Source organism: Stenotrophomonas sp. SORGH_AS_0282, assembly GCF_030818125.1.
Taxonomy (GTDB): domain Bacteria; phylum Pseudomonadota; class Gammaproteobacteria; order Xanthomonadales; family Xanthomonadaceae; genus Stenotrophomonas; species Stenotrophomonas rhizophila_A.
In genome coordinates this window covers 1,382,768-1,408,193 of sequence record NZ_JAUTAB010000001.1, presented here as the reverse complement: position 1 = coordinate 1,408,193, position 25,426 = coordinate 1,382,768, and the positions used below count along the sequence as shown (strand labels likewise).

Sequence of the window (25,426 nt, the reverse complement as noted above, 5' to 3'; positions counted from 1 at the left end):
CTTACACAGACTGTTCTGCCTGCAACCGCTCGACGAACGCCTGGACGGACATGCTGCCCAGATCCTCGCCCGAGCGCGTACGCACGGCTACGGCGCCATTTTCCTTCTCACGGTCGCCCACCACCAGCAGGTACGGGACCCGCTGCAGCGTATGCTCGCGAATCTTATAACCGATCTTCTCATTGCGCAAATCCGACGTTACCCGGAAGCCTTGATCTGCAAGGGTTTTCGTTACTTCCTTCACGTATTCAGCCTGGGCGTCGGTGATATTGGCCACCACCGCCTGGGTCGGGGCCAGCCAGGCCGGGAACTGGCCGGCGTGGTGCTCGATCAGGATGCCGATGAAGCGCTCCATCGAGCCCACGATGGCCCGGTGCAGCATGACCGGGTGCTTCTTCTGGCTGTTTTCGTCCACGTACTCGGCGCCGAGGCGGCCGGGCATCATGAAGTCGACCTGCATGGTGCCCAGCTGCCACGTCCGGCCGATGGCGTCCTTGAGGTGGTATTCGATCTTCGGGCCGTAGAAGGCGCCCTCACCCGGCAGCTCCTGCCATTCCACGCCACAGCTGGACAGCGCCGAACGCAGCGCGGCTTCGGCCTTGTCCCAGGTGGCATCGTCGCCCAGGCGCGATTCGGGGCGCAGGGCGATCTTGATCTGGATCTCTTCGAAGCCGAAGTGCTGGTACACCGCCAGCGCCTGCTGGTGGAACGCGGTCACTTCCGCTTCGATCTGCGATTCGGTGCAGAACACGTGGCCGTCGTCCTGGGTGAAACCACGCACGCGCAGGATGCCGTGCAGCGCGCCGGAGGGCTCGTTGCGGTGGCACGAGCCGAACTCACCGTAGCGGATCGGCAGGTCGCGGTAGCTGTGCAGGCCCTGGTTGAACACCTGCACGTGGCCCGGGCAGTTCATCGGCTTGACGGCGTAGGTGCGCTTCTCCGATTCGGTGAAGAACATGTTGTCCTGGTAGTTGTCCCAATGGCCGGACTTCTTCCACAGGCTCACGTCCAGGATCTGCGGGCAGCGCACTTCGCCGTAGCCGCTCTTCTGGTAGACCTTGCGCATGTACTGTTCCACCACCTGCCACAGGGCCCAGCCCTTGGGGTGCCAGAACACCAGGCCCGGGGCCTCTTCCTGCAGGTGGAACAGGTCCTGCTGCTTGCCGATGCGGCGGTGGTCGCGCATTTCGGCTTCTTCGATGCGCTTGATGTAGGCCTCGAGCTGCTTCTTGTCGGCCCAGGCGGTGCCGTAGATGCGCTGCAGCTGCTCGTTCTGCGCATCGCCACGCCAATAGGCGCCGGAAATGCGGGTCAGCTTGAAGGCCTTCAGGAAGCGCGTATTGGGCACGTGCGGGCCGCGGCACATGTCCACGTATTCCTGGTGGTAGTACATGCCCATGGCCTGGATGTCCGGCGACATGTCTTCGATCAGGCGCAGCTTGTAGTCCTCGCCACGGGCCTTGAAGATTTCGATCACTTCCGCGCGCGGGGTCATCTTCTTGACCACGTCGTAGTCCTGCGCGATCAGCTCGCCCATGCGCTTTTCGATGGCGGCCATGTCGTCCGGGGTGAACGGGCGCTCGGAGTGGATGTCGTAATAGAAGCCTTCGGCGATCACCGGGCCGATCACCATCTTGGCGTCCGGGTACAGCTGCTTGACCGCATGGCCAACCAGGTGCGCGGCCGAGTGGCGGATGATCTCCACGCCTTCCTCGTCCTTGGCGGTGATGATGCGCAGGCTCGCGTCGTGGTCGATGACGTCACTGGCATCAACCAGCCTGCCGTCCACCGAACCGGCGATGGTGGCCTTGGCCAGGCCGGCGCCGATCGACTGGGCGACGTCCATGACACTGACGGGGTTTTCGAACTCACGGCGGCTGCCGTCGGGAAGCGTGATCGCAATCATGGCTGGGGCTTTGTGCTGGTGGGCCTGCGGCGCAGGCCAGGGAAACGGGGTCGAGGGTGTCCGGGGCGCGCGGCCGGATAAAAGAAAAGCGCCATGAAGGCGCCTGGGCAAGGGGCCGTCATGACGTTCAGCGCTGGGCGGTGGTAGTGCTCATGTCGCACGCTGGACCGGCGCTGGGCGCGGGTCACCTTGTTGCCTCGAGGTGGATGCCTCGATCTTAAACCAAACGGCCGGGGAAGCCCAACGCTGCCGTCCGCCCGCCCGGGCCCTGCGCTACTGAACAGGCCGCTGTGGCGATTGAAAACGGCAATGATTACCATGCGCAGGTTGCCGCACCGCCCGGCCCGTCTTCGTTTCCAAGGATTTCCATGCCCTGCGCCGCCCCTTCGGCCCGCACGCCCCTGCCCCGCGCGGCGCGCCCATGCTGAGCGCCGATGCCCTGGCCCTGCTGTATTGCGCGCTGGCCGGCGCCGCCTCGGCCTTTTCGGCGCTGGCCTTCTATGCTGCCTCCCCGCACTGCCGCTGGCCCCGCCTACGCCGCGCGGGGCGGCTGGGCCGCCAGCTCGGGCTGGTGGCGGCAGCCACCTCGCTGTGGCTGTGGATGGGCCAGCTGGGCTTTGCCACCGGCTTCTGCGTGACCCTCGGCGGCTGGATGCTCACGGCGATGGTGTTGCCCTATGTTGCTGCCTGGACGCGGCCGGATGCGGAGGCGCGGCGCTGATGTGGGCACGTGCACTGGCCGGCCTGCTGGCGGGCTTCTTCGTGGCTGCGGCCGTCACCGGGTTGATCACCTGGCTGCCGCCGGGTCCGTGGCAGTCGGTGATCGTGCCCGGCATGATCGCCTTCATTCCATTGTGGATGCTGGCCGCGCTGTGGGCCTTCGCATTCCGCACCGGACCGCGCGCGTGGGGGTGGCTGAGTGCCAGCGCCGCGTTCGGCTTCGGCTTGCTGTGGCTGCTGCGCCACTTCCATTGGGTGCAGTGAGGCCTATTCGATGAAATTCAGTTCGCTCACCCTGCGCACCTTCACCACCGTGCACACCTGGGTTGGCCTGGTGGCCGGCTTTGCGCTGTTCGTGGCGTTCTATGCCGGCGCCATCACTGTGTTCCACCACGATCTGCCGCTGTGGCAGTCGCCGCAGGGCATGGACCAGCCAGCGCAGACCCTGGACGATGCACAGCGGCTGCTTGATGGCGTGCTGGCCAAACACCCCGATGCGCGAAAGCACGTGGGCATGACCTTCCCCGGCGCGGAAACGCCACAGTCCATCGCGTACTGGCAGGATGCCAAGGGCACCTGGCTGTTTGCCTGGGCCGACCACGTGGATGGCAGCCCCACCCCGCCACAGGCCGGCCTGGCCGAGCTGGTCAACGAACTGCACTACACGCTGGGCCTGCCGGTGGCCGGCATCTACCTGATGGGCGTGGTCAGCCTGCTGTACGGGTTGGCGCTGCTGTCCGGGCTGGTGATCCACCTGCCCAAGCTGGTGGGCGACCTGTTCGCGCTGCGTCCGGGCCGCAACTTCAAGCAGATGTGGCAGGACGCGCACAACGTGATCGGCGTGCTCAGCCTGCCCTTCCACCTGCTGTTCGCGGTCACCGGTGCGCTGCTGTGCCTGATGTTCCTGCAGATGGCCGCGCTGAACCCGCTGATCTACGACGGCAAGCTGCTGGCTGCGCTGCCGGGGGCAACCGATACCGCGCCGATCCGCGCGCCCGCCAACGAACCGGTGCGTGCCGGCAGCCTGGCGATGCTGCATGCGCGGGCGATCGCGGTGGCCAATGACAAGGGCCAGGCGGTGTTCGAACCGGCCTACCTGAAGCTGGCCAATGCCGGTGACCGCAACGCCGTGATCGAAATCACCGGCGATGGCGGCGTGTCGCTGGGCCCGCTGGGCGCGGTGGCGATGGATGCCAATACCGGCGATGTGCTGCACACCCAGCTGCCGGGGCATCGCGATGCCAACCACGCCACGTTGGCGGCGGCCTATGCGCTGCACTTCGGCGAATTCGGCAACGGGCTGGTGCCGTGGCTGTACTTCGTGCTCGGCCTGGGCGGGGCGTTCCTGTTCTATTCGGGCAACCTGCTGTGGATCGAGTCGCGCCGCAAGCGCCGCCAGGCCACCCAGGGACGCGCGCAGGTGAACATGGCGCGGGCCACGGCAGGCGTGTGCATCGGGCTGTGCGTGGCGGTGTCGGCGGCGTTCGTGAGCGTGCAGCTGCTGGAGCACCTGGCCCCGGCGCATGCGGATGCGGGCATGCGCTGGACCTGCTTCCTGGTCTGGGGCGGCTGCGCCCTGTGGGCGGCGCTGCGCGCGCCGTCCAGGGCGGCGGTGGAGCTGCTGTGGGCTGCGGCGGCGGTGACCGCGCTGATCCCGGTGGTGCACGGTGCGATGAGCGGGTTGTGGCTGTGGACCAGCGCCGCGCGCGGCTACTGGCCGCTGTTCTGGGTGGACGGCGTGGCGATGGCGATGGCGCTGGGCTTTGCCGCCATGGCGCGCGCAACGCAGCGCCGGGCGGTAAACGGCGACCCCAACAGCGTGTGGGCGCACACGCGGGCGTAACGGACAAAGCGCGTGGCCCGCTTTGCATCGCCAGATGCAGGCCGGGTGCCGCTTTCAGAATTCTTCAGGCGTTCTTCCAGCACTTCAGACGCGGTGCTGGCGTAGTGGCACCTCACTTCCGAGGAGCGCCACCATGCCCCACCCCGCCCGTCGTTTCGCCGCACTGGTCCTGTCCATCACCGCTTGCCTGCCCATCGCGGCTCAGGCCGCCTCGCCGCGCCTCGACCCTGCCCCGCTCGCCGCACTGGAGGCGGCCGTTGCCAGCGACGAGATCAAACAGGTCACCAGCGTGTTGTTGCTGGTCGATGGCACGGTGGCCTACGAACATTATTTCAACGGCGCCGATGCCGAAACGCTCAACGACGTACGCTCGGCCAGCAAAAGCGTGACCTCGCTGCTGGTGGGGGCAGCCATCGGCGACGGGCACCTGCCGGGCGTGCAGGCGCGTGTCTACGACTACTTCCCGGAGTTCACCGCGCAGCACCCGGTCGACCCCCGCCTGCGCGGCACCACGCTGGAAGACCTGCTCACCATGAGCAGCCTGTGGGAATGCGATGACCAGAATCAATTTTCCGCCGGCAACGAAGAGCGCATGTACGTCACCGAGCGCTGGCTGGACTTCGCGCTGGCGCTGCCGGTCAAGGGTTTCGCGCCCTGGATGAGCCGGCCCGAGGACAGCCCGCACGGCCGCGCGCATGCCTACTGCACCGCCGATTCGTTCGTACTGGGCGCGGTGCTGGAACGGGCCACGACGCTGCCGCTGGCCGACTACGCCGCGCAGGCGCTCGAACGCCCGCTGGGCATTACCCGCAGTCACTGGAACCGTTCCCCCGAAGGCATCGGCATGGGCGGCGGCGGCACCCGCTACCGCACCCGTGATCTGGCCCGGCTGGGCGAGCTGGTGCTGGCCGGGGGACGCTGGCAGGGCAGACAGCTGGTGCCTGCCGACTACATCGCGGCAATGATCCGCCCGCAGGCGCAGACCGACGACGGCAGCGACTACGGCTACCAGTGGTGGGGCCTGAAGCTGCCGGTGGACGGGAAGGAAACGACGGTATGGGCGATGTCGGGCAACGGCGGCAACTATGTGTTCGTGATGCCGGAGAAGAAGCTGGTCGCGGTGGTGACCAGCAAGGCCTACAACCGCAGCTACGCCCATCCCCAGTCGCGCCGCGTGCTTACCGGGTTCCTGCTGCCGGCGTTGCGCTGAGGCCCTTCAGGTCATCGGGGCGCCAGGACGCTGCCAGTACCTGCGCACGCTGCGCGGCCACGTCCACCTCGATCCGGGCCAGCAGGCGCTCCCATCCGGGCGCCTGCCGCAGCGGGGCGAACAGCGGGGTGACGCGCAGCCACGCGGCGTCGCGGAAGCCTGCATCCACCGCGCGGTGCAGGTCGGCGATGGCCGCGCCTGCATCACCCTGCGCCTGGTGCAGCAGGGCCCGTTCCACGGCCGCGTCCGACCAGCCGTCGTCAGCCTGCGCGGTCACCTCGCGCAGGCGCGCGGCAATCCATTCCGGGGACGGCGTGCCACTCCCCTGCTGCAGGCCGCCCAGGGTCTTTCCAAGCGACTGCAGCGGGCGCAGCAGGCGTGCCTGCTCGAAGGCCTCTGCCGCACCTTGCCGGTCGCCACCCATCAACAGCAGTTCGCCGTGCAGGCGCAGCAGCTGTGGATGCGGGGTGCCGCGCGCGAGCGCCTGATCCAGCGCTTGGCGTGCCTTGTCCTGCTCGCCCATGTTCATCAGCGCACGCGGCCACGCAATGTTGCTGAAGACATTGTCCGGGTACAGCTGGAAGTTGCGCGCATGGCGGCGTGCGGCGGCGTCGGTGAAGCCAAGCAGTTCCAGCTCGCGGGCGACCTGCACGTCGCGGAAGCGGATCCGCTCCGGCGCGCGCAGGCTGAGGTTGGCCTTGAGCGCCTGCGCCAGGTGGCCCTGCTCCTGCTGCAGGTAGGCCAGCGAGGCGCGGGTGCGCTCATCGTCGGGATCGCGCAGCAGCGCCTGCTCGTAATCGGCAATCGCCTGCGGCATCGCGCCAAGGCAATCATGCGCGTACCCGCGCAGCGCATGTGCGGCTGCGTCGTCAGGGGCCGCCTGCAACACCTGCCCGGCCAGCTGCAGTGCCTCCTGCGCGTTCCCCGGCCTGCCGTTGAACAGGCAGGCATCGGCGGCCAATGCTCGCGCCAGGCCACGCCGTGCGGCGCTGGAATCCGGGTCGATCTGCAACGCCTGGCGGTACAGGGTGATCGCACGGTCATTGTTGCTGGCCTGGCCGATGCCGGCGTAATACGCGGCGCGTTGCAGCACCGGGTCTGCGGGTGAGTGCGCCGCGTTGTCCGGCCGCTGGACGATGACGGCGATGATGCCGCCGGCAGCAGCCACGCCCGCCGCCAGCCAAGCCCACCGCGCGTGCAGCCTCCGTTGCAGCCCCTCCGGCGCCGCCGCAGTTGCGGCTGCCGCCGCGGATGGCTCTACCGGCGCTGGTGGCGCCATCGGTGCGCACGCCTGGGGCGGCGCGCATAACTGGTAGCCCCGGCCGCGTACCGAGCGCACATAGCGCGGCTGGCGGCTGTCATCGCCCAATGCCTGCCGCAGCAGCTTCACCCGCTGGCTGATCGCATCTTCACCCACCACCACCGCCGGCGCCCAGACCTCCCGTGCCAGCGTGTCGAAGTCGACCACATCGGTGCCGTGCTCCAGCAGGCAGTCCAGCAGGCGCCAGCTGAGGCCGCTGACCGGCAGCACCCCACCACCGCGCCGCACCAGCTGCGAGGCGCGGTCGATGTGCAGGTCCAGCAGCTGAACGCTCGTCATGCCGGCAAGCATAGTGCAGGCTCGGCCCGGACGTTACACCCGATCACCGGGGAGCAATCCAGCGGTAGGGTCGGTTCCCGAACGACCGCCGATAGGGATGATCGGCAGGGGCGACGAATGACCAACGAACGGAGAAATCCGGAAACGCGCGACTCCGTTTGAAGGTCATGCGTCAATCGAGCAATCTCCGCTATCGGCAGTCGTTTGGGAACCGACCCTACCTGCTATCCCCCATCGGCATGCTTTCAGCGTGTAGCCGGCTTCACTTGAACGGTGCAGCCATGGCCTTCAACAGGCTGGCCTGGTCGTCATCGCCGGTCAGTTCCCAGGTGAACACGCCGCGCAGCTTCTGGTCCCTGGCGTAGTCCGCGCGCAGGCGAATCGAGTCCGGGTCTTCGTAGCTGATGAACACCTTGTCGGCGGCGTTGTACAACCATGGTGTCTGCGCCACCGGGTGCCAGTGCCGCTGCCAGCCGGGCTTGTCGAGGAATTCCTGCTTGATGCGGCGCCAGTCGCCGGCATCGAACGGAGCGCTGTAGGACTGGTACAGGCCATCGGCAGATTCGGTGGTGACCTTGAAGCCGCGCCCGTAGAACGGCACGCCCAGCACCAGCTTGTCGTTGGGCACGCCATGCTGGCGGTAGTACTGCACGGCGCCTTCCACGCTGTTCCAGCGGCGCTGCTCCGGTGCGAGCGGGTCCTGCGGCACTTCCTGCAGCGGCGCGTTGAAGGTGGACACCTTGGAAAAGCCGGTGCCCATGTCGTAGCTCATCAGGTTGATGAAATCGAGCGCCTGGCCCAGTTCCTTCAACTCGTAACTGAGCGCCGGGTCGTAAGGACCGTCGGTCTGCACGCGGCCGACCGGCAGTGCGGCTGTCAGCAGCCGATGTGGACCCTTGCCGCCATCCAGCGCATCAAGCTGGCGGCGGAATTCCTGCACCAGCAAAGTCATGTTGCGGCGATCCTGCGGGCGATCAGTGATCTCGAGTGGGCCGCCGGAGACCGGGAATTCCCAATCGATATCCACACCGTCGAAACTGCCGCGATGCTGCTCGAAGAACATCGCCACGCACGAACGCACGAAACGTTCGCGGCTCTGTGCCGTCAGCGCGGCATCGGAGAAGCCGCCGGCGTTCCAGCCACCGATGGAGATCATGGTGTGCAGCTGCCGGTGTTCGCGCTTGAGCGCGGCCAGCGCCTTGAAGTGCGCGGCCGCGCCGTCGTCCACCACGCACTTGCCGTCGTCGATGCGCGCGAACGCATAGAACAGATGGGTCAGCGTATCGGCCGGAATGGACGCCACTGGATAGCGCTCGGCCGAACCGCCCGGATAGTAGGCCCCGATCACCGCGTTCGAGGCCGGTGCGGCAAGGCTCGCGAGCGGAAGCGCGACCGCGAGGGCGGTAGCCAGCAGGGAAGCAGACAGGCGGTACATGGCGACTCCGTGGAAAGGAATGGGCCAACGTTAACAAGGCGCAGGCCGTCATGGCCGGATGTCCTGCGAATCTGTCCGGCGGACACCTTCTGATGCCACGAATGGGAGACGTAATGACTTGCGACAGGCAAAAAAAACGGGCCCGAAGGCCCGTTTTTCTTTCAGGGGGTGACGACCAACGGTCGTCACCTACCTTGGTGTTGCGGTCGATTACTCGGCCGAGGCGCCTTCGCCTTCCTCGACGGCCTTCATCGACAGGCGGATGCGGCCCTGCTTGTCGACTTCCAGCACCTTGACCTTGACCACGTCGCCTTCCTTCAGCTTGTCGCCGACCTTCTCGACGCGCTCGCTGGAGATCTGCGAGACGTGGACCAGGCCGTCCTTGCCCGGCAGGATGGTGACGAACGCACCGAAGTCCATGATCTTGGCGACCTTGCCTTCGTAGATGCGGCCCGGCTCGACGTCCGAGGTGATCTGCTCGATGCGGGCCTTGGCAGCCTGCGCAGCGATGGCATTGACCGAAGCGATGACGATGGTGCCGTCGTCCTGGATGTCGATCTGGGTGCCGGTTTCCTTGGTGATGGCCTGGATGGTGGAACCACCCTTGCCGATCACTTCGCGGATCTTGTCCGGGTGGATCTTGATGGTCAGCAGGCGCGGCGCGTAGTCCGACAGCTCCTGGCGCGGAGCGGTCAGGCCATGGGCCATTTCACCCAGGATGTGCAGACGGCCGGCCTTGGCCTGCTGCAGTGCCTGCTTCATGATTTCTTCGGTGATGCCTTCGATCTTGATGTCCATCTGCAGGGCGGAGATGCCCTCAGCGGTACCGGCGACCTTGAAGTCCATGTCGCCCAGGTGATCTTCGTCACCCAGGATGTCGGACAGGACGACGAAGCGCTCGCCTTCCTTGACCAGGCCCATGGCGATACCGGCAACCGGCGACTTCACCGGCACGCCGGCGTCCATCAGGGCCAGCGAGGAACCGCAGACCGAGGCCATCGACGAGGAACCGTTCGACTCGGTGATTTCCGAGACGACGCGGATGGTGTACGGGAAGGCTTCCAGCGACGGCATCACTGCCAGCACGCCGCGCTTGGCGAGGCGGCCGTGGCCGATTTCGCGACGCTTCGGGCCCATCATGCGGCCGGTCTCACCCACCGAGTACGGGGGGAAGTTGTAATGGAACAGGAAGTTGTCCTTGTACTCACCGGACACGGCGTCGATCACCTGGCCGTCGCGGGCGGTACCCAGCGTGATGGTCACGATGGCCTGGGTCTCACCACGGGTGAACAGCGAGGAGCCGTGCACGCGCGGCAGGATGCCGGTCTTGACGGCGATCGGGCGGACGGTGTCCAGCGCGCGACCGTCGATGCGGACCTTGGTGTCGAGCACCGAGTTGCGCATGGTGCTGTATTCCAGCTCGCCGAATTCCTTCGACAGCTCGGCCGGGTTCCAGCCTTCAGCGGCCACGCGGCCTGCCAGCGACTCGACCACGTCCTTCTTGATCGCCGAGATGGCGTCACGGCGCTGCAGCTTGTCGCGCACCTGGAAGGCTTCGCCCAGGCGCGGGCCGATGGCTTCCTGCAGGGCGCTGATCAGCACGTCGTTCTTGGCCGGGGCGACCCAGGTCGACGGCTTGGTGCCGGCTTCCACGGTCAGCTCGTTGATGGCGTTGATGACCTTCTGCATTTCGCGGTGACCGAAGGTCACGGCGCCCAGCATCACGTCTTCGGAAAGCAGCGCGGCTTCGGATTCAACCATCAGCACGGCGTTGGCGGTACCGGCCACAACCAGTTCCAGCTCCGAATCCTTCAGTTCGGTCACGGTCGGGTTGAGGATGTACTCACCGTTCTTGTAACCCACCTTGGCAGCGGCGATCGGACCCTTGAACGGGGTACCGGCCAGCGACAGCGCAGCCGAGGCGCCGATCAGCGCGGCGATGTCGCCGTCGATGTCCGGGTTCAGCGACATGACCGTGGCGATGATCTGCACTTCGTTCTTGTAGTCTTCCGGGAACAGCGGACGGATCGGACGATCGATCAGGCGCGAGATCAGCGTTTCCTTTTCGGTCGCACGGCCTTCGCGCTTGAAGAAGCCACCCGGGATACGGCCACCGGCGTAGAACTTCTCCTGGTAATCACAGGTCAGCGGGAAGAAGTCCTGGCCCTCACGCGCGCTCTTGGCAGCCACGGCGGAGACCAGCAGCACGGTGTCGTCGAACTTGACGATGACGGCGCCACCGGCCTGACGGGCGATTTCGCCGGTTTCAAGCGTGACGGTGTGCTTGCCGTACTGGAAGGTTTTGGTGATTTTTGCCACGGGGGATGTCCTTGGGGAAATGCTGTCTTCGAATGGACCGCGGGCGACCCTTGCCGCCGACGGGTGACCGGAAGTCCGGTCCTGGCGTTTGATGCGGTACTACCAAAACAAAACCGCGGCGCATTCCTGCGCCGCGGTCGGGATTCTTGCTTAGCGACGCAGGCCGAGCTTTTCGATCAGGGCCTTGTAACGAACGGCGTCTTTCTTCTTCAGGTAGTCCAGCAGGCTGCGGCGGCGGTTGACCATCTGCAGCAGACCGCGACGGCTGTGGTGATCCTTCTTGTGGGTCTTGAAGTGGCCGGTCAGCAGTTCGATGCGGGCGGTGAGCAGGGCAACCTGGACTTCCGGGGAGCCGGTATCGGCCGAGCTGCGCTTGTTGTCTTCAATGACCTTCTGGGTGTCGATCGACATATCTGTTTTCTCTTGGATGCGTGGCCCGCAGAAACGCCCCATTGGCGTACCGCGCGACTCGCCGTTAACGAAAGGATGAACCCGCAGACGCGGGAAAGCCTGAAAAGGCCGCGAAATTGTAACGGTCGCGGCCTCCCGGGACAAGCGCCGGGTGGGTCCGGGTCAGAGGTTGAAGCGGCGCTGGGGGGACAGCCGGCCGGTCGGGTCGACCTCGCCAAGCCCCTGGATCCGGTCCTCCGGGCCATACACGGCCACGGTACCGGGCGGCCAGGCCGGATCGCGCAGGCGCTGGCCCACGCAGAAGCGCGGCGCCTGTTCAGCATCCAGATCGACCCGAGGATAGTCGGCCAAGCCGGCCGCCAACGGCAGCAGCAGTGCCTCCATGGCAGCCTCATCGCCCTGCTCCGCCAAGGCGCGCAGGGTGTCCAGGCTGACCATGGGGGCGTCGCGGAACGGGTCCACCCAGAGCCGGCGCAGGCCGGCAATGTGCGCACCACAGCCCAGCGCTTCGCCCAGGTCGCGGGCCAGGCTGCGGATGTAGGTGCCTGAACCGCAGGTCACGCGCAGCGACAGCCGGGTCGGCTCCTGGTCCAGGACCTCGATGCCATGGACCTCCACATCGCGTTCGGGCGCGTCGATGGTCTCGCCCCGGCGGGCCTTCAGGTACAGCGGTTCACCCCCCTGCTTGAGCGCCGAGAAAATCGGGGCGCGCTGACGTATCCGGCCCTTCAGGGGGGCCAGGGCCACTTCAAGCGTGGTCGCGGCTGATCGACGGTACCGCGCGCTCCAGCAGCACGCTGCCGTCGGCATCGTCGGTATCGGTGGTCTGGCCCAGCACGATGTCGGCGTCATAGGCCTTGGCCGCGCCCAGCAGCAGGCCGGCGATCTTGGTGGCTTCACCGAAGCACAGCGGCAACAGACCGGTGGCCAGCGGGTCCAGGCTGCCGGTGTGGCCGCCCTTCTCGGCACGGAACAGGCGGCGGGCCACCTGCAGCGCGGCGTTGGAGCTCATGCCGGTGGGCTTGTCGAGCAGGAGGATGCCGTCCAGGCGACGGAAGGTGATTCGGGTCATGGTGTTTCGCCGGGATTGGTCGTGCAGGCACGCAGGGCGGGCCATACAGGACAACAGCCCTTGCGGGCTGTTGGTTTATTCGGGTTTGTCTTCGCCGTCGTCGCCGTCTTTGGCGTTGCGGCTCTTTTCGGCCGCGAGCGTGTCGGGCAGGTCGCGCAGGAGGTTGTCGATGTGCTCGCCACGGTCGACCGAATCGTCGTAGTGGAAGTGCAGCTCCGGCACGTGGCGCAGCTTCATGGCCTTGGCCAGGTCCATGCGCAGCTCCCAGGCCAGCTCCTTGAGCCCCTTCATCGCTTCGGCCGAACGTTCCGGCATCAAAGCGGTGACGAAGATCTTGGCATGGGCCATGTCACGGGTGACTTCGACGTCGGAAACGCTCACCGAGGGCAAGCCGTGTACACGCACGAGGTTATGCACGAGCGTACCCAGCTCACGGCGGATCTGGGCGGAAACACGGTCGGTTCGATGGAAGGTTTTCGGCACAGGGAACTCTTCAGTATTCGAATTGGTAGGGCCCGACCGTCTGGTCGGGCCCTCTTTTACATTACAGGGTGCGCGGCACTTCGATACGCTCGAAGCACTCGATCTGGTCGCCCGGCTTCACATCGTTGTAAGCCTTCACGCCGATACCGCATTCGGTACCGTTGCGGACTTCGTCGACGTTCTCCTTGAAGCGACGCAGCGATTCCAGCTCGCCTTCGAACACCACCACGCTGTCGCGCAGGACGCGGATCGGCTTGCTGCGCTTGACCGTACCTTCGATGACCATACAGCCGGCCACGGCACCGAACTTGGAGCTGCGGAACACGTCGCGGACCTGGGCGATACCGATGATCTCTTCGCGGATTTCCACGCCGAGGAGGCCGGATGCCACCTGCTTCACCTGATCGATCACGTCATAGATGATCGAGAAGTAACGCAGGTCCACGCCGTTGGATTCAATGATGCGACGGGCCGAAGCATCCGCACGCACGTTGAAGCCGATGACAGTGGCCTTGGAAGCCACGGCCGAGTTGGCGTCGGATTCGGTGATGCCACCCACGCCGGAGTGGATCACGTTGATGCGGATGTCGTCGTTGGACAGCGCGACCAGTGCCTGGCTCAGCGCCTGCACCGAACCCTGCACGTCGGCCTTGATCACCAGGTTCAGCACCTGCTGGCCATCGCCCTTGCCCAGGGTTGCCATGATGTCTTCCATGCGGCTGCCGGCCGACTGCACCAGGCGCGATTCACGGCGCTTGGTTTCGCGCTGCTGCGCGACGTCCTTGGCCAGGCGCTCGTCCTCGACCACCACGAAGTCATCGCCCGCATCCGGCACGCCGGACAGACCCAGCACCTGCACCGGGATGGACGGGCCAGCCTGGTCGGGCTGCTTGCCGGTCTCATCGAACAGTGCGCGCACGCGGCCGTACTGGATGCCGCAGACCAGGTAGTCGCCCTTCTTCAGCGAACCCTGCTGCACCAGCACGGTGGCGATCGGGCCACGGCCCTTGTCCAGCGAGGACTCGATGACCACGCCGCTGGCGCGGCCATCGGCCACGGCCTTCAGTTCCAGCAGTTCGGCCTGGATCGAGATGGCGTCCAGCAGTTCGTCGATGCCCATGCCAGCCTTGGCCGAGATCTCCACCATCTGGGTGTCGCCACCGAAGTCTTCGGCCACGACCTGCTCGGTGAGCAGTTCGTTCTTGACCCGCATCGGGTCCGCGCCGGACTTGTCCATCTTGTTGATCGCCACGATCAGCGGCACACCCGCCGAGCGGGCGTGCTGGATCGCTTCCTTGGTCTGCGGCATGACGCCGTCGTCAGCAGCCACCACCAGCACCACGATGTCGGTCAGCTTGGCACCGCGGGCACGCATCGAGGTAAACGCGGCGTGGCCCGGGGTATCCAGGAAGCTGATGACGCCCTTGGGCGTTTCAACGTGGTACGCACCGATGTGCTGGGTGATGCCGCCGGCTTCGCCGGTGGCCACCTTGGTGCGGCGGATGTAATCCAGCAGCGAGGTCTTGCCGTGGTCGACGTGGCCCATGATGGTGACCACCGGCGGACGCGCAACGGCTTCGCCCTGCTCGCCTTCGTTCAACGCCAGCAGCGCGTCTTCGGCGTCGTTGGTGTTGGCACGGATCACGTTGTGGCCGAGTTCTTCGGTCACCAGCGCGGCGGTGTCGTGGTCGATGGTCTGCGTGATGGTGGCCATCACGCCCATCTTGAACAGCGCCTTGACCACATCGCCGCCCTTCACGGCCAGCTTCTGGGCCAGGTCGGCCACGGTGATGGTGTCGCCAATGGTGACGTCACGCACGATCGGTGCGACCGGACGTTCGAAACCATGGGCACCACCGCCACTGCGCGACTGGTTGCTGTCACGGCGGCCGCCGTGCTGGGTGCGACCGGTCGGGCGGCCACGCGAGTTGCTGTTGTTGCCACGGCGCGCGCGATCAGCGGCCGACAGGTGCAGCTGACCGGCAAAGCGGTTGCCACCATCGTCGTCGCGCTTGGCGCCCGGGCGGTTGTTGTTGTTCGAGTTGCGGTCGTCCGCACGTGCGGCCGGACGTGCCGGTGCCGGCGCAGACGGACGCGCGGCACGGGCCGGCGCTTCGCTGGCGGCCGGGCGCGGCGCCGCTACCGGTGCCGGCGGGGCGTTCTTCGCCGCTTCCGCAGCGGCTTCGGCAGCCTTGCGCTCGGCTTCGGCGCGTTCCTTGGCGTCGATCTCTTCCTGGCGCTTGCGTGCGATTTCCTCATCGCGCGCACGGTCCTTCTCGGCCAGTGCACGCTGCTCGTCCAGATTGCGCTGGCGGGATTCCTCCAGCTTGCGCAGGATGTCGGCGCGCTCCTCATCCGGCGTCATCGCCTTGCCACTGGCGTCCTTGGTGTAGGTACGCTTCTGGCGCACTTCAACATTGACGGTGGTCTTGCTGCGGCCGGCGCTGACGGTCACTTCCTGCAACTTGCGACGGTTGAGGGTGATCTTCTTTGCAGCTTCGTCGGCACTTTCGACGGGCTGCTCGGTCTTGCCATGCGAACGACGAAGGAAGCCCAGGAGCTTCACCTTCTCGGTGCTGGTCACGACCTGGTCGGGACCGCTGAACTTCATGCCGGCTTCGGCAAGCTGTTCAAGCAGTTTTTCGACCGGCGTATTGACCAGTTCGGCAAGCTTGCGGATGGTGGTTTGCTGCGACATTCGGATCCTATGATCTGGTTGGCGCTCCTCCGAAACGGGCGAAGGCAGCGCGGAGTCTAAGCCCTGATCGGGTCAGGGCACTGTTCATCGCTGGCTCATTCGCCGCGCTCCAGGCGGGCGATCTCCTCGGCTCGGGCGGCAAGGATCAGGGCGGCGGCGCGCTCCTGGTCCATGTCCTCGATACCGAACTCGAGGATCTCATCGGCGGCCAGGTCCGACAGGTCCTCACTCGTACGCACACCGTGGCCGGCCAGGGCGTAGGCGGTTGCCTCGTCCATGCCTTCCAGGGCGAGCAGGTCTTCGGACGGCGAACCATCTTCCAGACCCTCTTCCACCGCAAGCGCTTCGTTGAGCAGCGCATCGCGGGCACGGGCACGCAGCTCTTCGACGATGTCTTCGTCGAAGCCTTCCACGGCCAGCAGTTCGCCGACCGGGACGTAGGCGATTTCTTCCACGGTGTTGAAGCCTTCGGTCACCAGGATGGCGGCGATTTCTTCATCCACTTCCAGCTTGTCCATGAACAGCTGGCGGGCAACGCCCTGCTCTGCCTCGGACTTGGCGGTCACCTGGTCCTGGGTCATAACATTGAGCTGCCAACCGGTCAGGCGGCTGGCCAGGCGCACGTTCTGGCCGCCCTTGCCGATCGCCTGGGCCAGGCGCTCTTCAGCGACGGCCAGGTCCATGGAGTGCTTGTCTTCATCAACGATGATGGACTGCACTTCCGCCGGCGCCATCGCATTGATGACGAAGTTGGCGGGGTTGTCGTTCCACAGCACGATATCCACGCGCTCGCCATTGAGCTCGTTGGACACCGCCTGCACACGCGAACCGCGCATGCCGATGCAGGCACCGATCGGATCGGTACGCGCATCGTGAGCCAGCACGGCGATCTTGGCGCGGTCGCCCGGATCGCGGGCACAGGCCTTGATCTCGACCAGGCCCTGGCCCACTTCCGGCACTTCGAGCTTGAACAGCTCGATCATGAATTCCGGGGCGGCGCGGCTGATGAACAGCTGCGGGCCACGCGGTTCCGAACGGACTTCGGCCAGGTAACCGCGCACGCGGTCGCCAGCGCGCAGCACGTCGCGCGGAATGCCCTTGTCCTTCGGGATGAAGGCCTCGGCGTTGCCGCCCAGGTCTACGTAGATGTTGCCGCGCTCGGCGCGCTTGACCACGCCGGTGACCAGCTCGCCCACGCGGTCCTTCCACGCATCGACCACCTGCTGGCGTTCGGCTTCGCGCACGCGCTGGACGATCACCTGCTTGGCGGCCTGCGCCGCGATGCGGCCGAAGTCCGGGTTTTCGATCTGCTCTTCGATGTAATCGCCCACTTCCACGCCTTCGGCTTCGTCGATGGCATCCATCAGACGAACCTGGCGGTCGGGCGATTCCATCACCACGTCATCGGCCACCACTTCCCAGCGGCGGAAGGTTTCGTAGGTGCCGTCCTTGTGGTCGATCGACACGCGCGCCAGCACTTCCTCATCGGGATAGCGCTTCTTCGCGGCCGACGCCAGTGCTGCTTCGATCGCATCGAAGATCACTTCACGCGGAACGCCCTTTTCATTGGCGACCGCATCCACTACCAGCAAAAGTTCCTTGCTCATTGTTGGCTCACTCCGCGCGCGGCTTCTTGGCCGCCGGCTCGTTGGATGGTTTCTTGTTCGCCTTGCCACCCTGCTTGGGTGCCGGGCCAGTCGGTTTGGTCGGAGCCAGGCCGAGGGCGGCCCAGTCCGGCATGATGCGTGCCTTCTCGATATTCTCGACGTCGGCGGTAAACGGGGAATTGTCGACCTTGAAGGTGACGGTCTTCTGCTCGGCATCGACGCCGAGGATTTCGCCCTGCAGGCGACGACGGCCGTCCTGCGGCAGCTTCAGGGTGACCTTGGCCGACTCGCCCACCGCACGTTCGAAATGGTCGAAGGTGAACAGCGGACGATCCACGCCGGGCGAGGACACTTCCAGCGTGTAGTTGGCAGTGATCGGGTCTTCCACGTCCAGCTGGGCCGACACTTCGCGGCTCACGCGTTCGCAGTCGTCGATGTTGACGACACGCTCGGGCTGTTCTGCCAGCGGCACGTCGATATAGAGGCGCAGCGTTGCGCCGCCCGGGGCGGTCAGGTACTCCACACCCAGCAGCTCGAGACCCAGCGACTGAACGGTGGGGGCGAGCAGATTCGCGATTTCGGTTGCCTTGTCGCTCACAGTCTGCCTTGGTTCGTTGAAAGAGGTGCTGCCCCGGCGCACGGCCTGGGGCCCGGAAACAACAAAGGGCCCGCTGGGCCCCTTGTCCGGTACGACTCCGGTCATGCTGGATTCCGGTTGCAGATCACGCGCGGTGCGTGAAGCTGCGAGCCCAGCCTTCCGGGGGGTCACGACTACCTGAGGGGAAGTCGCACGGCCCGGAAGCCGGTCGCGGGACGGTCCGCATTCCAGGGAATGGGTCCAGTCAGGTAGTCCGCTAAGCCGTGGATGATAGCGGTTGCACCGCGCTGGTGCAACGGGCGCGGGCGCCAGATGGCCGGATCCGCCCCTGCATTCAGCTTCGTTGATGCCTCTGCCCGTCCCAACGAAAAAAGCGACCCCGTTGCCAGGATCGCCTTTTCGTCTACTGCATCTGCACTGCAGATTTTCTGTGGTAGCGGGGGCAGGATTTGAACCTGCGACCTTCGGGTTATGAGCCCGACGAGCTGCCAGACTGCTCCACCCCGCAGCAGAAGCGGAATTGTAATGAATAGTTATCCGCAATGCAACTGGTCGACACGAACACGACGGGATGGCGCAGTTCAGCCAATGTCACTGATTGTACTGCCGGTACCAATCCGCGACTTCTTGGTTCATTCGCCGGTTCCGGATGGCTGAGGCCCTCTTGGCGGCGCCCGTCTGAGGCTTGAACAGCACTGTGTCGCTCGCTGTGGTCAACATCCTGCTTCCAGGCTTGCTGTTGACCCTGCCCAGATGGGCAGTCACTTCGACGCCCAGCGTATCGGCCAGCACCTGCCCTTGAGAGGCCTTTCCCCCAACGGCGCCGTAGCAGGACTGCAAGTGAATGTCCTTCTGTCGCAAACGTCCAGTCCCTGCGGCTTTCACCGTGTGCGCCAGCTCCACACCGTTAAGGATTCTGCCTCCCCACTCCGACGTAGCCGGATCACCATGGATGCGCACGGTATCGAACTTGGGGCCTCTCCAGACCATCACTTCACCCGGGCCAAGCGTCTTGTAAGGGACCTGCACGCGTGAGGCGCGCGCCAAGCGTGCACTGCGCATGGCATGCATGCCCAGCGTTCCTGCGGTGCCGATGGCGAGAGCCCCGGCAAGCACGCCGAGAAGCATCGCACTTGGCTTCTGCCCCTTCAGGCCAGCGACTATCGCCGTTCCCACCATCGCTATCGTTCCCGCCGCCAGCAACCCTGCAATGGGAAGCAGCATGTGACCACTGGGATCCGCGTTGTTGACCGGATCACCGATCACGTAGGAGTAAGGATTGATGCCGCCCTTTCCAAAAGGGCTCAGGCTGTCAGGGCTGTGAAAGCGCATCAGCACCGGGTTGTAGATGCGATAACCATTGCCCAGGAACTGCCAGGCTGCGCCCGGCTCGTGCAGCTGGCCGTTGTAACCCAGCCAGCCGCGGCTGTCCTCGTGGCGGCTGGCGCGTGGCGCGGTGCTGGCAAGTGACGGCATGGAACCCCCTTCGGCGCGCGGTCCGCACCAGGATTGTGTCCCCCGACGCGCCGATCATTGGTCCGGCAGAATTAAAACGTGGTGATGACCTCTCCCCGGCCCATTGCAGCCTCAGCGAGACCGCACTGCCTGCGCCGCACGGACAACCACACGCATGCCCCGACCGACCGGGTGCAGCGCGGTGTTGAGCACCGAGGTGACCTTCCTGGCGACGCCGGTCTGCGGCCGGAACACGGTGGATATGTGGTCGTCGGGACCTGCATTGGAGTTCCGCGCCTGCATTCCATGGGTGCGCCCCCTGTATCCCCTGACCGGAACGTTGAGTTTGTTGGCCAACCGCTGCGCCTGCGACGCATAGCGTCCGCCGACGGCGGAGTAGCAGGACAGCATGTTGATCGGTTTGAAGCGATAGCCTGGGCCCACCGCCGTGCTCACCTGCCGGCCCAGCGCGTGCCCGCTCACCGCACCCGTGGAGCCGGTGGCGAAGGGAAGCCCATGGGCGACCAGTTCATCGCCGCGCGCTCCCGAGGCAAAGCGCAACTCGCCGATGCGCACGGTCCGGCCGGGCTGCACGGTTGGCACCGGTGGCGTGGCTGGGGGCACGCCGACTGCGGTCACGCGCGAGGACGCCCGCAGCATGTGCATTCCTCCTGCCGCCACGCCCACGCCCAGCGCAACGGCGGCCAGGATACCCGCCGTGGTGCCCTTCCCCTTCGTCCCGGCCGCGGCCGAGCCCACCAGAGCCCCAGCGCCCGCCAACACGGCTGCGCCGACCACGAGCTGTGCGAAATGACCGCTGGGGTCGGCCAGGTTGATGGGATCGCCGCCGAACGCGGCATAGGCATTGAGGCCCCCTTCTGCAAACGGACTCAGACTGTCCGGGCGATGGAACCGCCTCAAAACGGGACTGTACATGCGATACCCGTTACCCAGGATCTGCCACTGCGTACCGGCGCCATGCAGTTCACCGTGAAAGCCCAGCGACATTGCCGCATGCCTCACCGCAAGCCCGACATGCGCTGCATCACGCCCGCCCGGGTTCTCCGGTTCAGCGCGGTATTGCGGATGGCCGTGTTGACCCGTGCAAGTCCGGTCTGGGGATGGAACACCCTGGCGTGGTACACGCCCATGGGCCTGTGGGTGAACGCATTGCCTGCGACCGGGCCCACGAAGCCGATGACCGGCTGCCCCAGGCCATCGGCCACCACCTGCGCCTGCGGCGCCGGCCCGGTTCCCGAGTTGCACGACAGATAGATCAGCGGTTTGTCGCCCAGCCCCTTCGACCTGAGATACGCGGTCATTTCGGTCCCGTCCATGGGCGTGTTGCCGACCAGGGACCCGTTGGAACTTCCATGGACGTCGAGCCAGTCCTTGTTCTTTCCGCGGTGGATGCGCACCTCTCCCAGGCGCGAGCTCGATTGCCTGCGGACGAAGGCGCGAGCGCCGAGCGCCGCCAGCGCCGCGACAGCAAAGGCGCCTCCCAGCACGGCCAGGAACTTTGCACTTTTGCTGTCGCCGGTGATGGCGACTGCACCGGCCGCGCCGAACAACGCCACCGCGCCACCTCCGAGTAACGTCGCGATCGGCATCAGGAAGTGGCCAGTGGGATCGGCATGGTTGATCGGATCGCCAGCGCAATAGGCATAGGCGTTCAGCCCACCACGGCCGAAGGGGCTGCTGTCGTCGGGACTATGGAAGCGCCCCAGCCGCGGGTTGTAGACGCGGTAACCATTGCCCAGAAACTGCCAGCAACGGCCCGGCTCGTGCAACTGGCCGTTGTAGCCCGGACCGGTCCGCTCCTCCCGCTTGGCTGCGAGGCCCTGCTGGCCGCCGCCGGCACAGGAAGGGGCACGCGATGCGGTCATACCCAATGTGGCGTGGTCGCTTCTTCCCACCTCGCCGCCCCTGACCTGATGCTCGCCGAGCGCACCCTGGGGGAAGCGGCGGGCAGGGTGCGCGGTTGACGTAAACCCGTCGGCGAGAAGGAGGGCCGGGGTACCGGCAGGTCCGCACGGTTCGCCCCCCGAACCTGCGGCTGAGCACGATGGGTCGCACCCTTCGGCGGCGAATACGGCGACGACGACGAACGGCGGGACGGGGTAGGCGAACCCAACCGCAGAGGTGTCGAGTGCGGGCTGGGCACGGCCGGTGCCGTCGGGGTCGGCGGTGTGATGGGGGGCGCCGACGCCGTGAGTGGTGTGGGCACGGGTGTGGCCGCCGGCGCGCCGACCGGGGTCGCCGCAGCAGGCTTGCGCTTGACCCAGGCGTGATGACCCAGCTTGAGGCTCATTCCGGCGAACATGACCGCTGCGGCAATCGTCAGTACCCGCTGGGTATCGTTCTTTGACGCCGCTGCAAGGCCGACAGCGGAAAGCGCCCCCGCTGTTGCGGCGACGACCAGGGCGACCAGCGGTGTCCTCAACCTGAAGCCAAGAAGATTGGCGGCGAACACGTTGAGCGACCAATGGCCACTGGGGTCCACCTGGTTGATCGGATCGAGCTGGCAATAGCCGTAGGCGTTGAGGCCACCCTTTCCGAATGGGCTCATGTCGTCGGGACTGTGAAACCGCATCAGCACCGGGTTGTACACGCGGTACCCATTGCCGAGGATCTGCCAGGACCCGGGCGCCTCATGCAAAACCCCGTTATAGCCAAGCATGGAAGACGATGAGGACACGGTCACCCCTGGCCTGTGAGCCGACTTATGCGTGTGTCCCCCGACAAGCCCACGAAATACGCCCACCGCAATTAAAAGGGCGTGTAGAGCGGGGCTCTGCCCCGCCGCCCCTGCCCTGCACCACCCAACAAAAAAGCGACCCCGTTGCCGGGATCGCTTTTTTGTCCACTGCCGCCGGCATGCACCGGGGCTATTTGGTAGCGGGGGCAGGATTTGAACCTGCGACCTTCGGGTTATGAGCCCGACGAGCTGCCAGACTGCTCCACCCCGCAGCAGAAGTGGTTGAGTTGATCCGTACCGCAACGATGTTCTGGCGAAACCGCTGCATCAACAACTCAGGAAACGAATATTACACTAATTGCGCAGCTTTGTATCGTTTTTCAGGCGAGATGCGCAAAAGCCTGCTGGCACCACACCATGATCGGGTTCCAGGCCAGGCCGAGCGCCAGCAGCGCCAGGGCATTCACGCCCAGCACCACGCCCAGCACGCGGTCATTGTTGGCCGGCAGCGGCTCGCCCACCGGCTCATCGAAGTACATGACCTTGATGACGCGCAGGTAGTAGAAGCAACCGATCACCGCACAGATGACACCCAGGATGGCCAGCCACAGCATGCCGCCGTTGATGGCCGCGCCCAGCACCGCCAGCTTGGTCCAGAAGCCCAGGAACGGCGGAATGCCGGCCATGGACGCCATGATGCACAGGACCAGGCCCGCCATCCACGGGTTGCGGGCGTTCAGGCCCTTCAGGTCATCGATCTTCTCGGCTTCGAAGCCGTTGCGCGACAGCGCGATGATCGCGCCGAAACCGGCAGTGGACATGATCGCGTAGCTCAGCGCGTAGAACAGCGCGGCGGCGTAGCCCCGCTCGCCGCCACCGGCGATGCCGAGCAGCAGGAAGCCGATGTGCGACACGGTCGAGTACGCCAGCATGCGCTTGAGGTTGCTCTGCGCGATCGCCATCAGGTTGCCGACCACCAGCGACAGCGCGGCCAGGCCACCAATCAGGTACTTCCATTCGTCCGACAGCGGGCCCACGCCCACTTCCAGCAGGCGGTAGGCCATGCCGAACGCGGCCAGCTTCGGGGCCGAGCTGATGAACAGCGCGACCGGTGCCGGGGCACCCTGGTACACGTCGGGCAGCCACATGTGGAACGGCGCCGCACCCAGCTTGAAGGCCACGCCGGCGATCATGAACACCGCGCCGGTCAGCAGCAGCATCTTCTCGTCGGAGTTCGGGATGGCAGCGTTGATGGCATCCAGGTGCAGCGAGCCGGTGGCGCCGTACACCAGAGACATGCCGTACAACAGCAGGCCAGAGGCCAGCGAACCCAGCACGATGTACTTCATCGCCGCTTCGGTGGCCAGGCCGTTGTCACGGTTGCTGGCGACCAGCGCATAGGAGCACAGCGCCAGCAGTTCCAGGCCCAGGTACACCATCAGCAGGCTGCCGGCCGAGACCAGGATCATCATGCCGGAGGTGGCGAACAGGATCAGTACCGGGATTTCGCCCTGGAACAGATCGCGTTCGCGCAGGTAGCTCCAGCCATAGACCAGGGTCAGGCCGCTGCAGAGCACGATCACGGCCTTCATGACGTCGGCTGCGGTATCGCGGACGAACATGCCGTGGAAGACCTCGCCCTGCCCGCCCACGCCGGTGGCGAGCATGAACAGCACGACCGCCAGTGCAGCGACCGAGAACAGGTGGGTCCAGATCTTGTTCTGCTTGCTGATGAACAGATCGAGGATCAACAGGGTGAACGCGCTGCCGATCAGCACCAGCTCCGGAGCGAGCGGCGGCAGGTCAGCGGCGGTCAGTGGCAACAGCGGCGAGGTGGTCATCATCAAATCCTGGAATTACAGCAACTTGCTGGATGCGATCTGCATCGCCAGCTTCGCGATCGAGGGTTCCATCAGGTCGGTCAGCGGCTTGGGATACAGACCCAGCGCCAGCGTACCCACGGCGAACACACCCAACACCAGCCACTCACGGCCGTTGATGTCCTTCAGTTCGGCCACATGCGCATTGGCCACTTCACCGAAGAACACGCGCTTGTACAGCCACAGCGTGTAGGCAGCGGTGATGACCAGCGTGGTTGCGGCGGCCAGGGCCAGCCACGGATTACGCTGGAAGCTGGCCATGATGATCATGAACTCGCCCACGAAACCGCTGGTGCCCGGCAGGCCGGCATTGGCCATGAAGAACAGCATCGCGAAGGTGGCGAACCACGGCATCACGTTGACCACGCCGCCGTAATCGGCGATGCGGCGGCTGTGCATGCGGTCGTACAGCACGCCCACGCAGGAGAACATCGCGCCGGACACGAAGCCGTGCGAGACCATCTGCACCATCGCACCCTGCAGGCCCAGGCGGGCTGCATCGGCGTTGCCGGCATCACGCACCAGCCACAGGGCGATGAAGGTGCCCAGGGTGACAAAGCCCATGTGCGCGATCGACGAATAGGCGATCAGCTTCTTCATGTCGTCCTGGACCAGGGCGACCAGGCCGACGTAGATCACTGCGATCAGCGACAGCGCGATGACCAGCCATGCCCATTCCTGCGAAGCATCCGGCACGATCGGCAGGTTGAAGCGCAGGAAGCCGTAGCCACCGATCTTCAGGGCGATGGCGGCCAGGATCACCGAACCGGCGGTCGGCGCTTCCACGTGGGCGTCCGGCAGCCAGGTGTGGACCGGGAACATCGGCACCTTGACCGCGAAGGCGATCAGGAACGCGAAGAAGATCCAGGTCTGCTCCTGGGCCGACAGCTGGAGCTGGTACAGGTCGGCCAGCTGGAAGCTGCCGCCCTTCAGGTACAGGTAGATCAGCGCCACCAGCATCAGCACCGAGCCGAGGAAGGTGTACAGGAAGAACTTCAGCGCGGCGTAGATGCGGCGCGGGCCGCCCCAGACACCGATGATGAGGAACATCGGGATCAGCATCGCTTCGAAGAACACGTAGAACAGCATCGCGTCGGTCGCAGCGAAGATGCCCACGGTGACGCCTTCCAGGATCAGGAAGGCGGCCACGTACTGGTTGACCCGCTTGTCGATGGCGCTCCAGGCACCGATCAGCGCCAGCACCGAGACCAGGGTGGTCAGCAGGATCAGCGCGATGGCGATGCCATCCACGCCCAGGTTGTAGCCGATGTCGTAGGCCGGGATCCAGGCGCGGGTCTCGACGAACTGCAGTGCGTCGTTGGCCACGTCGTAGCCGCTGAGCAGCGACAGGCTGATCACGAAGGTCAGCACCGCCACGCCCAGCGACGCCCAACGGGCGGTCTGCGCATCACGGATGGCGAGGATCAAGGCACCGCCGAGGATCGGCAGCCAGATGAGAACACTGAGTAGAGGCCAGTTCGACACGTCTTC

At 65.7% G+C, this 25,426-nt stretch carries 19 protein-coding genes, 2 tRNA genes and 1 pseudogene; 4 read left to right on the top strand and 18 right to left on the bottom strand.

Features of this window, described 5'->3' with window-relative positions:
• Nucleotide 1 precedes the first annotated feature (1 nt).
• Nucleotides 2-1,906 (bottom strand): threonine--tRNA ligase, encoded by a 1,905-nt coding sequence (gene thrS / locus QE395_RS06115; RefSeq protein WP_306987984.1) that lies wholly within the window; start codon nucleotides 1,904-1,906, stop codon nucleotides 2-4.
• Between the two features lie 421 nt (nucleotides 1,907-2,327).
• Here thrS and QE395_RS06110 point away from each other — a divergent pair, with 421 nt between their 5' ends.
• The 4 genes from QE395_RS06110 (at nucleotide 2,328) to QE395_RS06095 (ending at nucleotide 5,679) form a co-directional block, all read left to right on the top strand.
• Complete coding sequence (locus QE395_RS06110) at nucleotides 2,328-2,627, top strand: hypothetical protein (protein ID WP_068853359.1); 300 nt, start codon at nucleotides 2,328-2,330, stop codon at nucleotides 2,625-2,627.
• A complete protein-coding gene (locus tag QE395_RS06105; protein WP_068853362.1) occupies nucleotides 2,627-2,890 on the top strand; it encodes a hypothetical protein in 264 nt (87 codons plus the stop codon). The genes QE395_RS06110 and QE395_RS06105 overlap by 1 nt, the downstream gene beginning before the upstream one ends.
• A gap of 10 nt (nucleotides 2,891-2,900) precedes the next feature.
• On the top strand, nucleotides 2,901-4,469 hold the full coding sequence (locus QE395_RS06100; RefSeq protein WP_306987982.1) for a PepSY-associated TM helix domain-containing protein: 1,569 nt from the start codon (nucleotides 2,901-2,903) through the stop codon (nucleotides 4,467-4,469).
• A gap of 133 nt (nucleotides 4,470-4,602) precedes the next feature.
• A complete protein-coding gene (locus tag QE395_RS06095) occupies nucleotides 4,603-5,679 on the top strand; it encodes a serine hydrolase (RefSeq protein ID WP_306987980.1) in 1,077 nt (358 codons plus the stop codon).
• Here the strand turns inward: QE395_RS06095 and QE395_RS06090 are convergent.
• The 17 genes and pseudogenes from QE395_RS06090 to QE395_RS06010 form a co-directional block, all read right to left on the bottom strand.
• Nucleotides 5,648-7,279 carry a winged helix-turn-helix transcriptional regulator gene (locus QE395_RS06090; RefSeq protein ID WP_306987977.1) on the bottom strand — a complete coding sequence of 544 codons (1,632 nt, stop codon included), beginning with the start codon at nucleotides 7,277-7,279 and terminating at the stop codon, nucleotides 5,648-5,650. The two genes, QE395_RS06095 and QE395_RS06090, sit on opposite strands and share 32 nt — an antisense overlap.
• 262 nt (nucleotides 7,280-7,541) lie before the next feature.
• The gene (locus QE395_RS06085; protein ID WP_306987975.1) at nucleotides 7,542-8,714 is read right to left on the bottom strand and encodes a glycoside hydrolase family 18 protein; all 1,173 of its coding nucleotides are present in this window, start codon (nucleotides 8,712-8,714) and stop codon (nucleotides 7,542-7,544) included.
• 210 nt (nucleotides 8,715-8,924) lie between these two features.
• Nucleotides 8,925-11,033, bottom strand: coding sequence for a polyribonucleotide nucleotidyltransferase (gene pnp, locus QE395_RS06080; RefSeq protein ID WP_068853377.1), 2,109 nt, complete (start codon nucleotides 11,031-11,033; stop codon nucleotides 8,925-8,927).
• 150 nt (nucleotides 11,034-11,183) lie between these two features.
• The gene (rpsO, locus tag QE395_RS06075) at nucleotides 11,184-11,444 is read right to left on the bottom strand and encodes a 30S ribosomal protein S15 (RefSeq protein ID WP_068853379.1); all 261 of its coding nucleotides are present in this window, start codon (nucleotides 11,442-11,444) and stop codon (nucleotides 11,184-11,186) included.
• 162 nt (nucleotides 11,445-11,606) lie between these two features.
• A pseudogene (gene truB / locus QE395_RS06070) lies at nucleotides 11,607-12,516 on the bottom strand (tRNA pseudouridine(55) synthase TruB).
• Nucleotides 12,517-12,591: 75 nt separating this feature from the next.
• Nucleotides 12,592-12,999, bottom strand: coding sequence for a 30S ribosome-binding factor RbfA (rbfA, locus tag QE395_RS06065; RefSeq protein ID WP_068853383.1), 408 nt, complete (start codon nucleotides 12,997-12,999; stop codon nucleotides 12,592-12,594).
• 61 nt (nucleotides 13,000-13,060) lie between these two features.
• Entirely contained in the window at nucleotides 13,061-15,697 is a 2,637-nt protein-coding gene (infB, locus tag QE395_RS06060) for a translation initiation factor IF-2 (protein ID WP_095362864.1), read from the bottom strand.
• Between the two features lie 95 nt (nucleotides 15,698-15,792).
• The gene (gene nusA, locus QE395_RS06055) at nucleotides 15,793-17,304 is read right to left on the bottom strand and encodes a transcription termination factor NusA (RefSeq protein ID WP_068853387.1); all 1,512 of its coding nucleotides are present in this window, start codon (nucleotides 17,302-17,304) and stop codon (nucleotides 15,793-15,795) included.
• Between the two features lie 7 nt (nucleotides 17,305-17,311).
• Nucleotides 17,312-17,902, bottom strand: coding sequence for a ribosome maturation factor RimP (rimP, locus tag QE395_RS06050; protein ID WP_176472586.1), 591 nt, complete (start codon nucleotides 17,900-17,902; stop codon nucleotides 17,312-17,314).
• 431 nt (nucleotides 17,903-18,333) lie between these two features.
• Nucleotides 18,334-18,410 (bottom strand) — tRNA-Met (locus QE395_RS06045).
• Nucleotides 18,411-18,493: 83 nt separating this feature from the next.
• Nucleotides 18,494-19,378, bottom strand: coding sequence for an RHS repeat-associated core domain-containing protein (locus tag QE395_RS06040; RefSeq protein ID WP_306987972.1), 885 nt, complete (start codon nucleotides 19,376-19,378; stop codon nucleotides 18,494-18,496).
• A 111-nt stretch (nucleotides 19,379-19,489) separates the two neighbouring features.
• On the bottom strand, nucleotides 19,490-20,365 hold the full coding sequence (locus QE395_RS06035; protein WP_306987971.1) for an RHS repeat-associated core domain-containing protein: 876 nt from the start codon (nucleotides 20,363-20,365) through the stop codon (nucleotides 19,490-19,492).
• Nucleotides 20,366-20,376: 11 nt separating this feature from the next.
• Nucleotides 20,377-21,243: an RHS repeat-associated core domain-containing protein gene (locus QE395_RS06030; protein ID WP_306987969.1), complete on the bottom strand. Its 867-nt coding sequence runs from the start codon at nucleotides 21,241-21,243 to the stop codon at nucleotides 20,377-20,379.
• Nucleotides 21,240-22,037: an RHS repeat-associated core domain-containing protein gene (locus QE395_RS06025; RefSeq protein ID WP_306987966.1), complete on the bottom strand. Its 798-nt coding sequence runs from the start codon at nucleotides 22,035-22,037 to the stop codon at nucleotides 21,240-21,242. The genes QE395_RS06030 and QE395_RS06025 overlap by 4 nt, the downstream gene beginning before the upstream one ends.
• Before the next feature lie 213 nt (nucleotides 22,038-22,250).
• A tRNA-Met gene (locus QE395_RS06020) sits at nucleotides 22,251-22,327 on the bottom strand.
• A gap of 108 nt (nucleotides 22,328-22,435) precedes the next feature.
• Nucleotides 22,436-23,896 (bottom strand): NADH-quinone oxidoreductase subunit NuoN, encoded by a 1,461-nt coding sequence (gene nuoN, locus QE395_RS06015; protein WP_068854715.1) that lies wholly within the window; start codon nucleotides 23,894-23,896, stop codon nucleotides 22,436-22,438.
• 15 nt (nucleotides 23,897-23,911) lie between these two features.
• Nucleotides 23,912-25,420, bottom strand: a complete 1,509-nt coding sequence (locus QE395_RS06010) for an NADH-quinone oxidoreductase subunit M (protein WP_068853397.1) — start codon at nucleotides 25,418-25,420, stop codon at nucleotides 23,912-23,914.
• Nucleotides 25,421-25,426 lie beyond the last annotated feature (6 nt).

Excerpts from the sequence above, each read along its gene's own strand:
- thrS (WP_306987984.1), bottom strand. The coding sequence starts at position 1,906 with ATGATTGCGATCACGCTTCCCGACGGCAGCCGCCGTGAGTTCGAAAAC.
- QE395_RS06110 (WP_068853359.1), top strand. The coding sequence starts at position 2,328 with ATGCTGAGCGCCGATGCCCTGGCCCTGCTGTATTGCGCGCTGGCCGGC.
- QE395_RS06105 (WP_068853362.1), top strand. The coding sequence starts at position 2,627 with ATGTGGGCACGTGCACTGGCCGGCCTGCTGGCGGGCTTCTTCGTGGCT.
- QE395_RS06100 (WP_306987982.1), top strand. The coding sequence starts at position 2,901 with ATGAAATTCAGTTCGCTCACCCTGCGCACCTTCACCACCGTGCACACC.
- QE395_RS06095 (WP_306987980.1), top strand. The coding sequence starts at position 4,603 with ATGCCCCACCCCGCCCGTCGTTTCGCCGCACTGGTCCTGTCCATCACC.
- QE395_RS06090 (WP_306987977.1), bottom strand. The coding sequence starts at position 7,279 with ATGACGAGCGTTCAGCTGCTGGACCTGCACATCGACCGCGCCTCGCAG.
- QE395_RS06085 (WP_306987975.1), bottom strand. The coding sequence starts at position 8,714 with ATGTACCGCCTGTCTGCTTCCCTGCTGGCTACCGCCCTCGCGGTCGCG.
- rpsO (WP_068853379.1), bottom strand. The coding sequence starts at position 11,444 with ATGTCGATCGACACCCAGAAGGTCATTGAAGACAACAAGCGCAGCTCG.
- infB (WP_095362864.1), bottom strand. The coding sequence starts at position 15,697 with ATGTCGCAGCAAACCACCATCCGCAAGCTTGCCGAACTGGTCAATACG.
- nusA (WP_068853387.1), bottom strand. The coding sequence starts at position 17,304 with ATGAGCAAGGAACTTTTGCTGGTAGTGGATGCGGTCGCCAATGAAAAG.
- QE395_RS06040 (WP_306987972.1), bottom strand. The coding sequence starts at position 19,378 with ATGCCGTCACTTGCCAGCACCGCGCCACGCGCCAGCCGCCACGAGGAC.
- QE395_RS06035 (WP_306987971.1), bottom strand. The coding sequence starts at position 20,365 with ATGTCGCTGGGCTTTCACGGTGAACTGCATGGCGCCGGTACGCAGTGG.
- QE395_RS06030 (WP_306987969.1), bottom strand. The coding sequence starts at position 21,243 with ATGACCGCATCGCGTGCCCCTTCCTGTGCCGGCGGCGGCCAGCAGGGC.
- QE395_RS06025 (WP_306987966.1), bottom strand. The coding sequence starts at position 22,037 with ATGCTTGGCTATAACGGGGTTTTGCATGAGGCGCCCGGGTCCTGGCAG.
- nuoN (WP_068854715.1), bottom strand. The coding sequence starts at position 23,896 with ATGACCACCTCGCCGCTGTTGCCACTGACCGCCGCTGACCTGCCGCCG.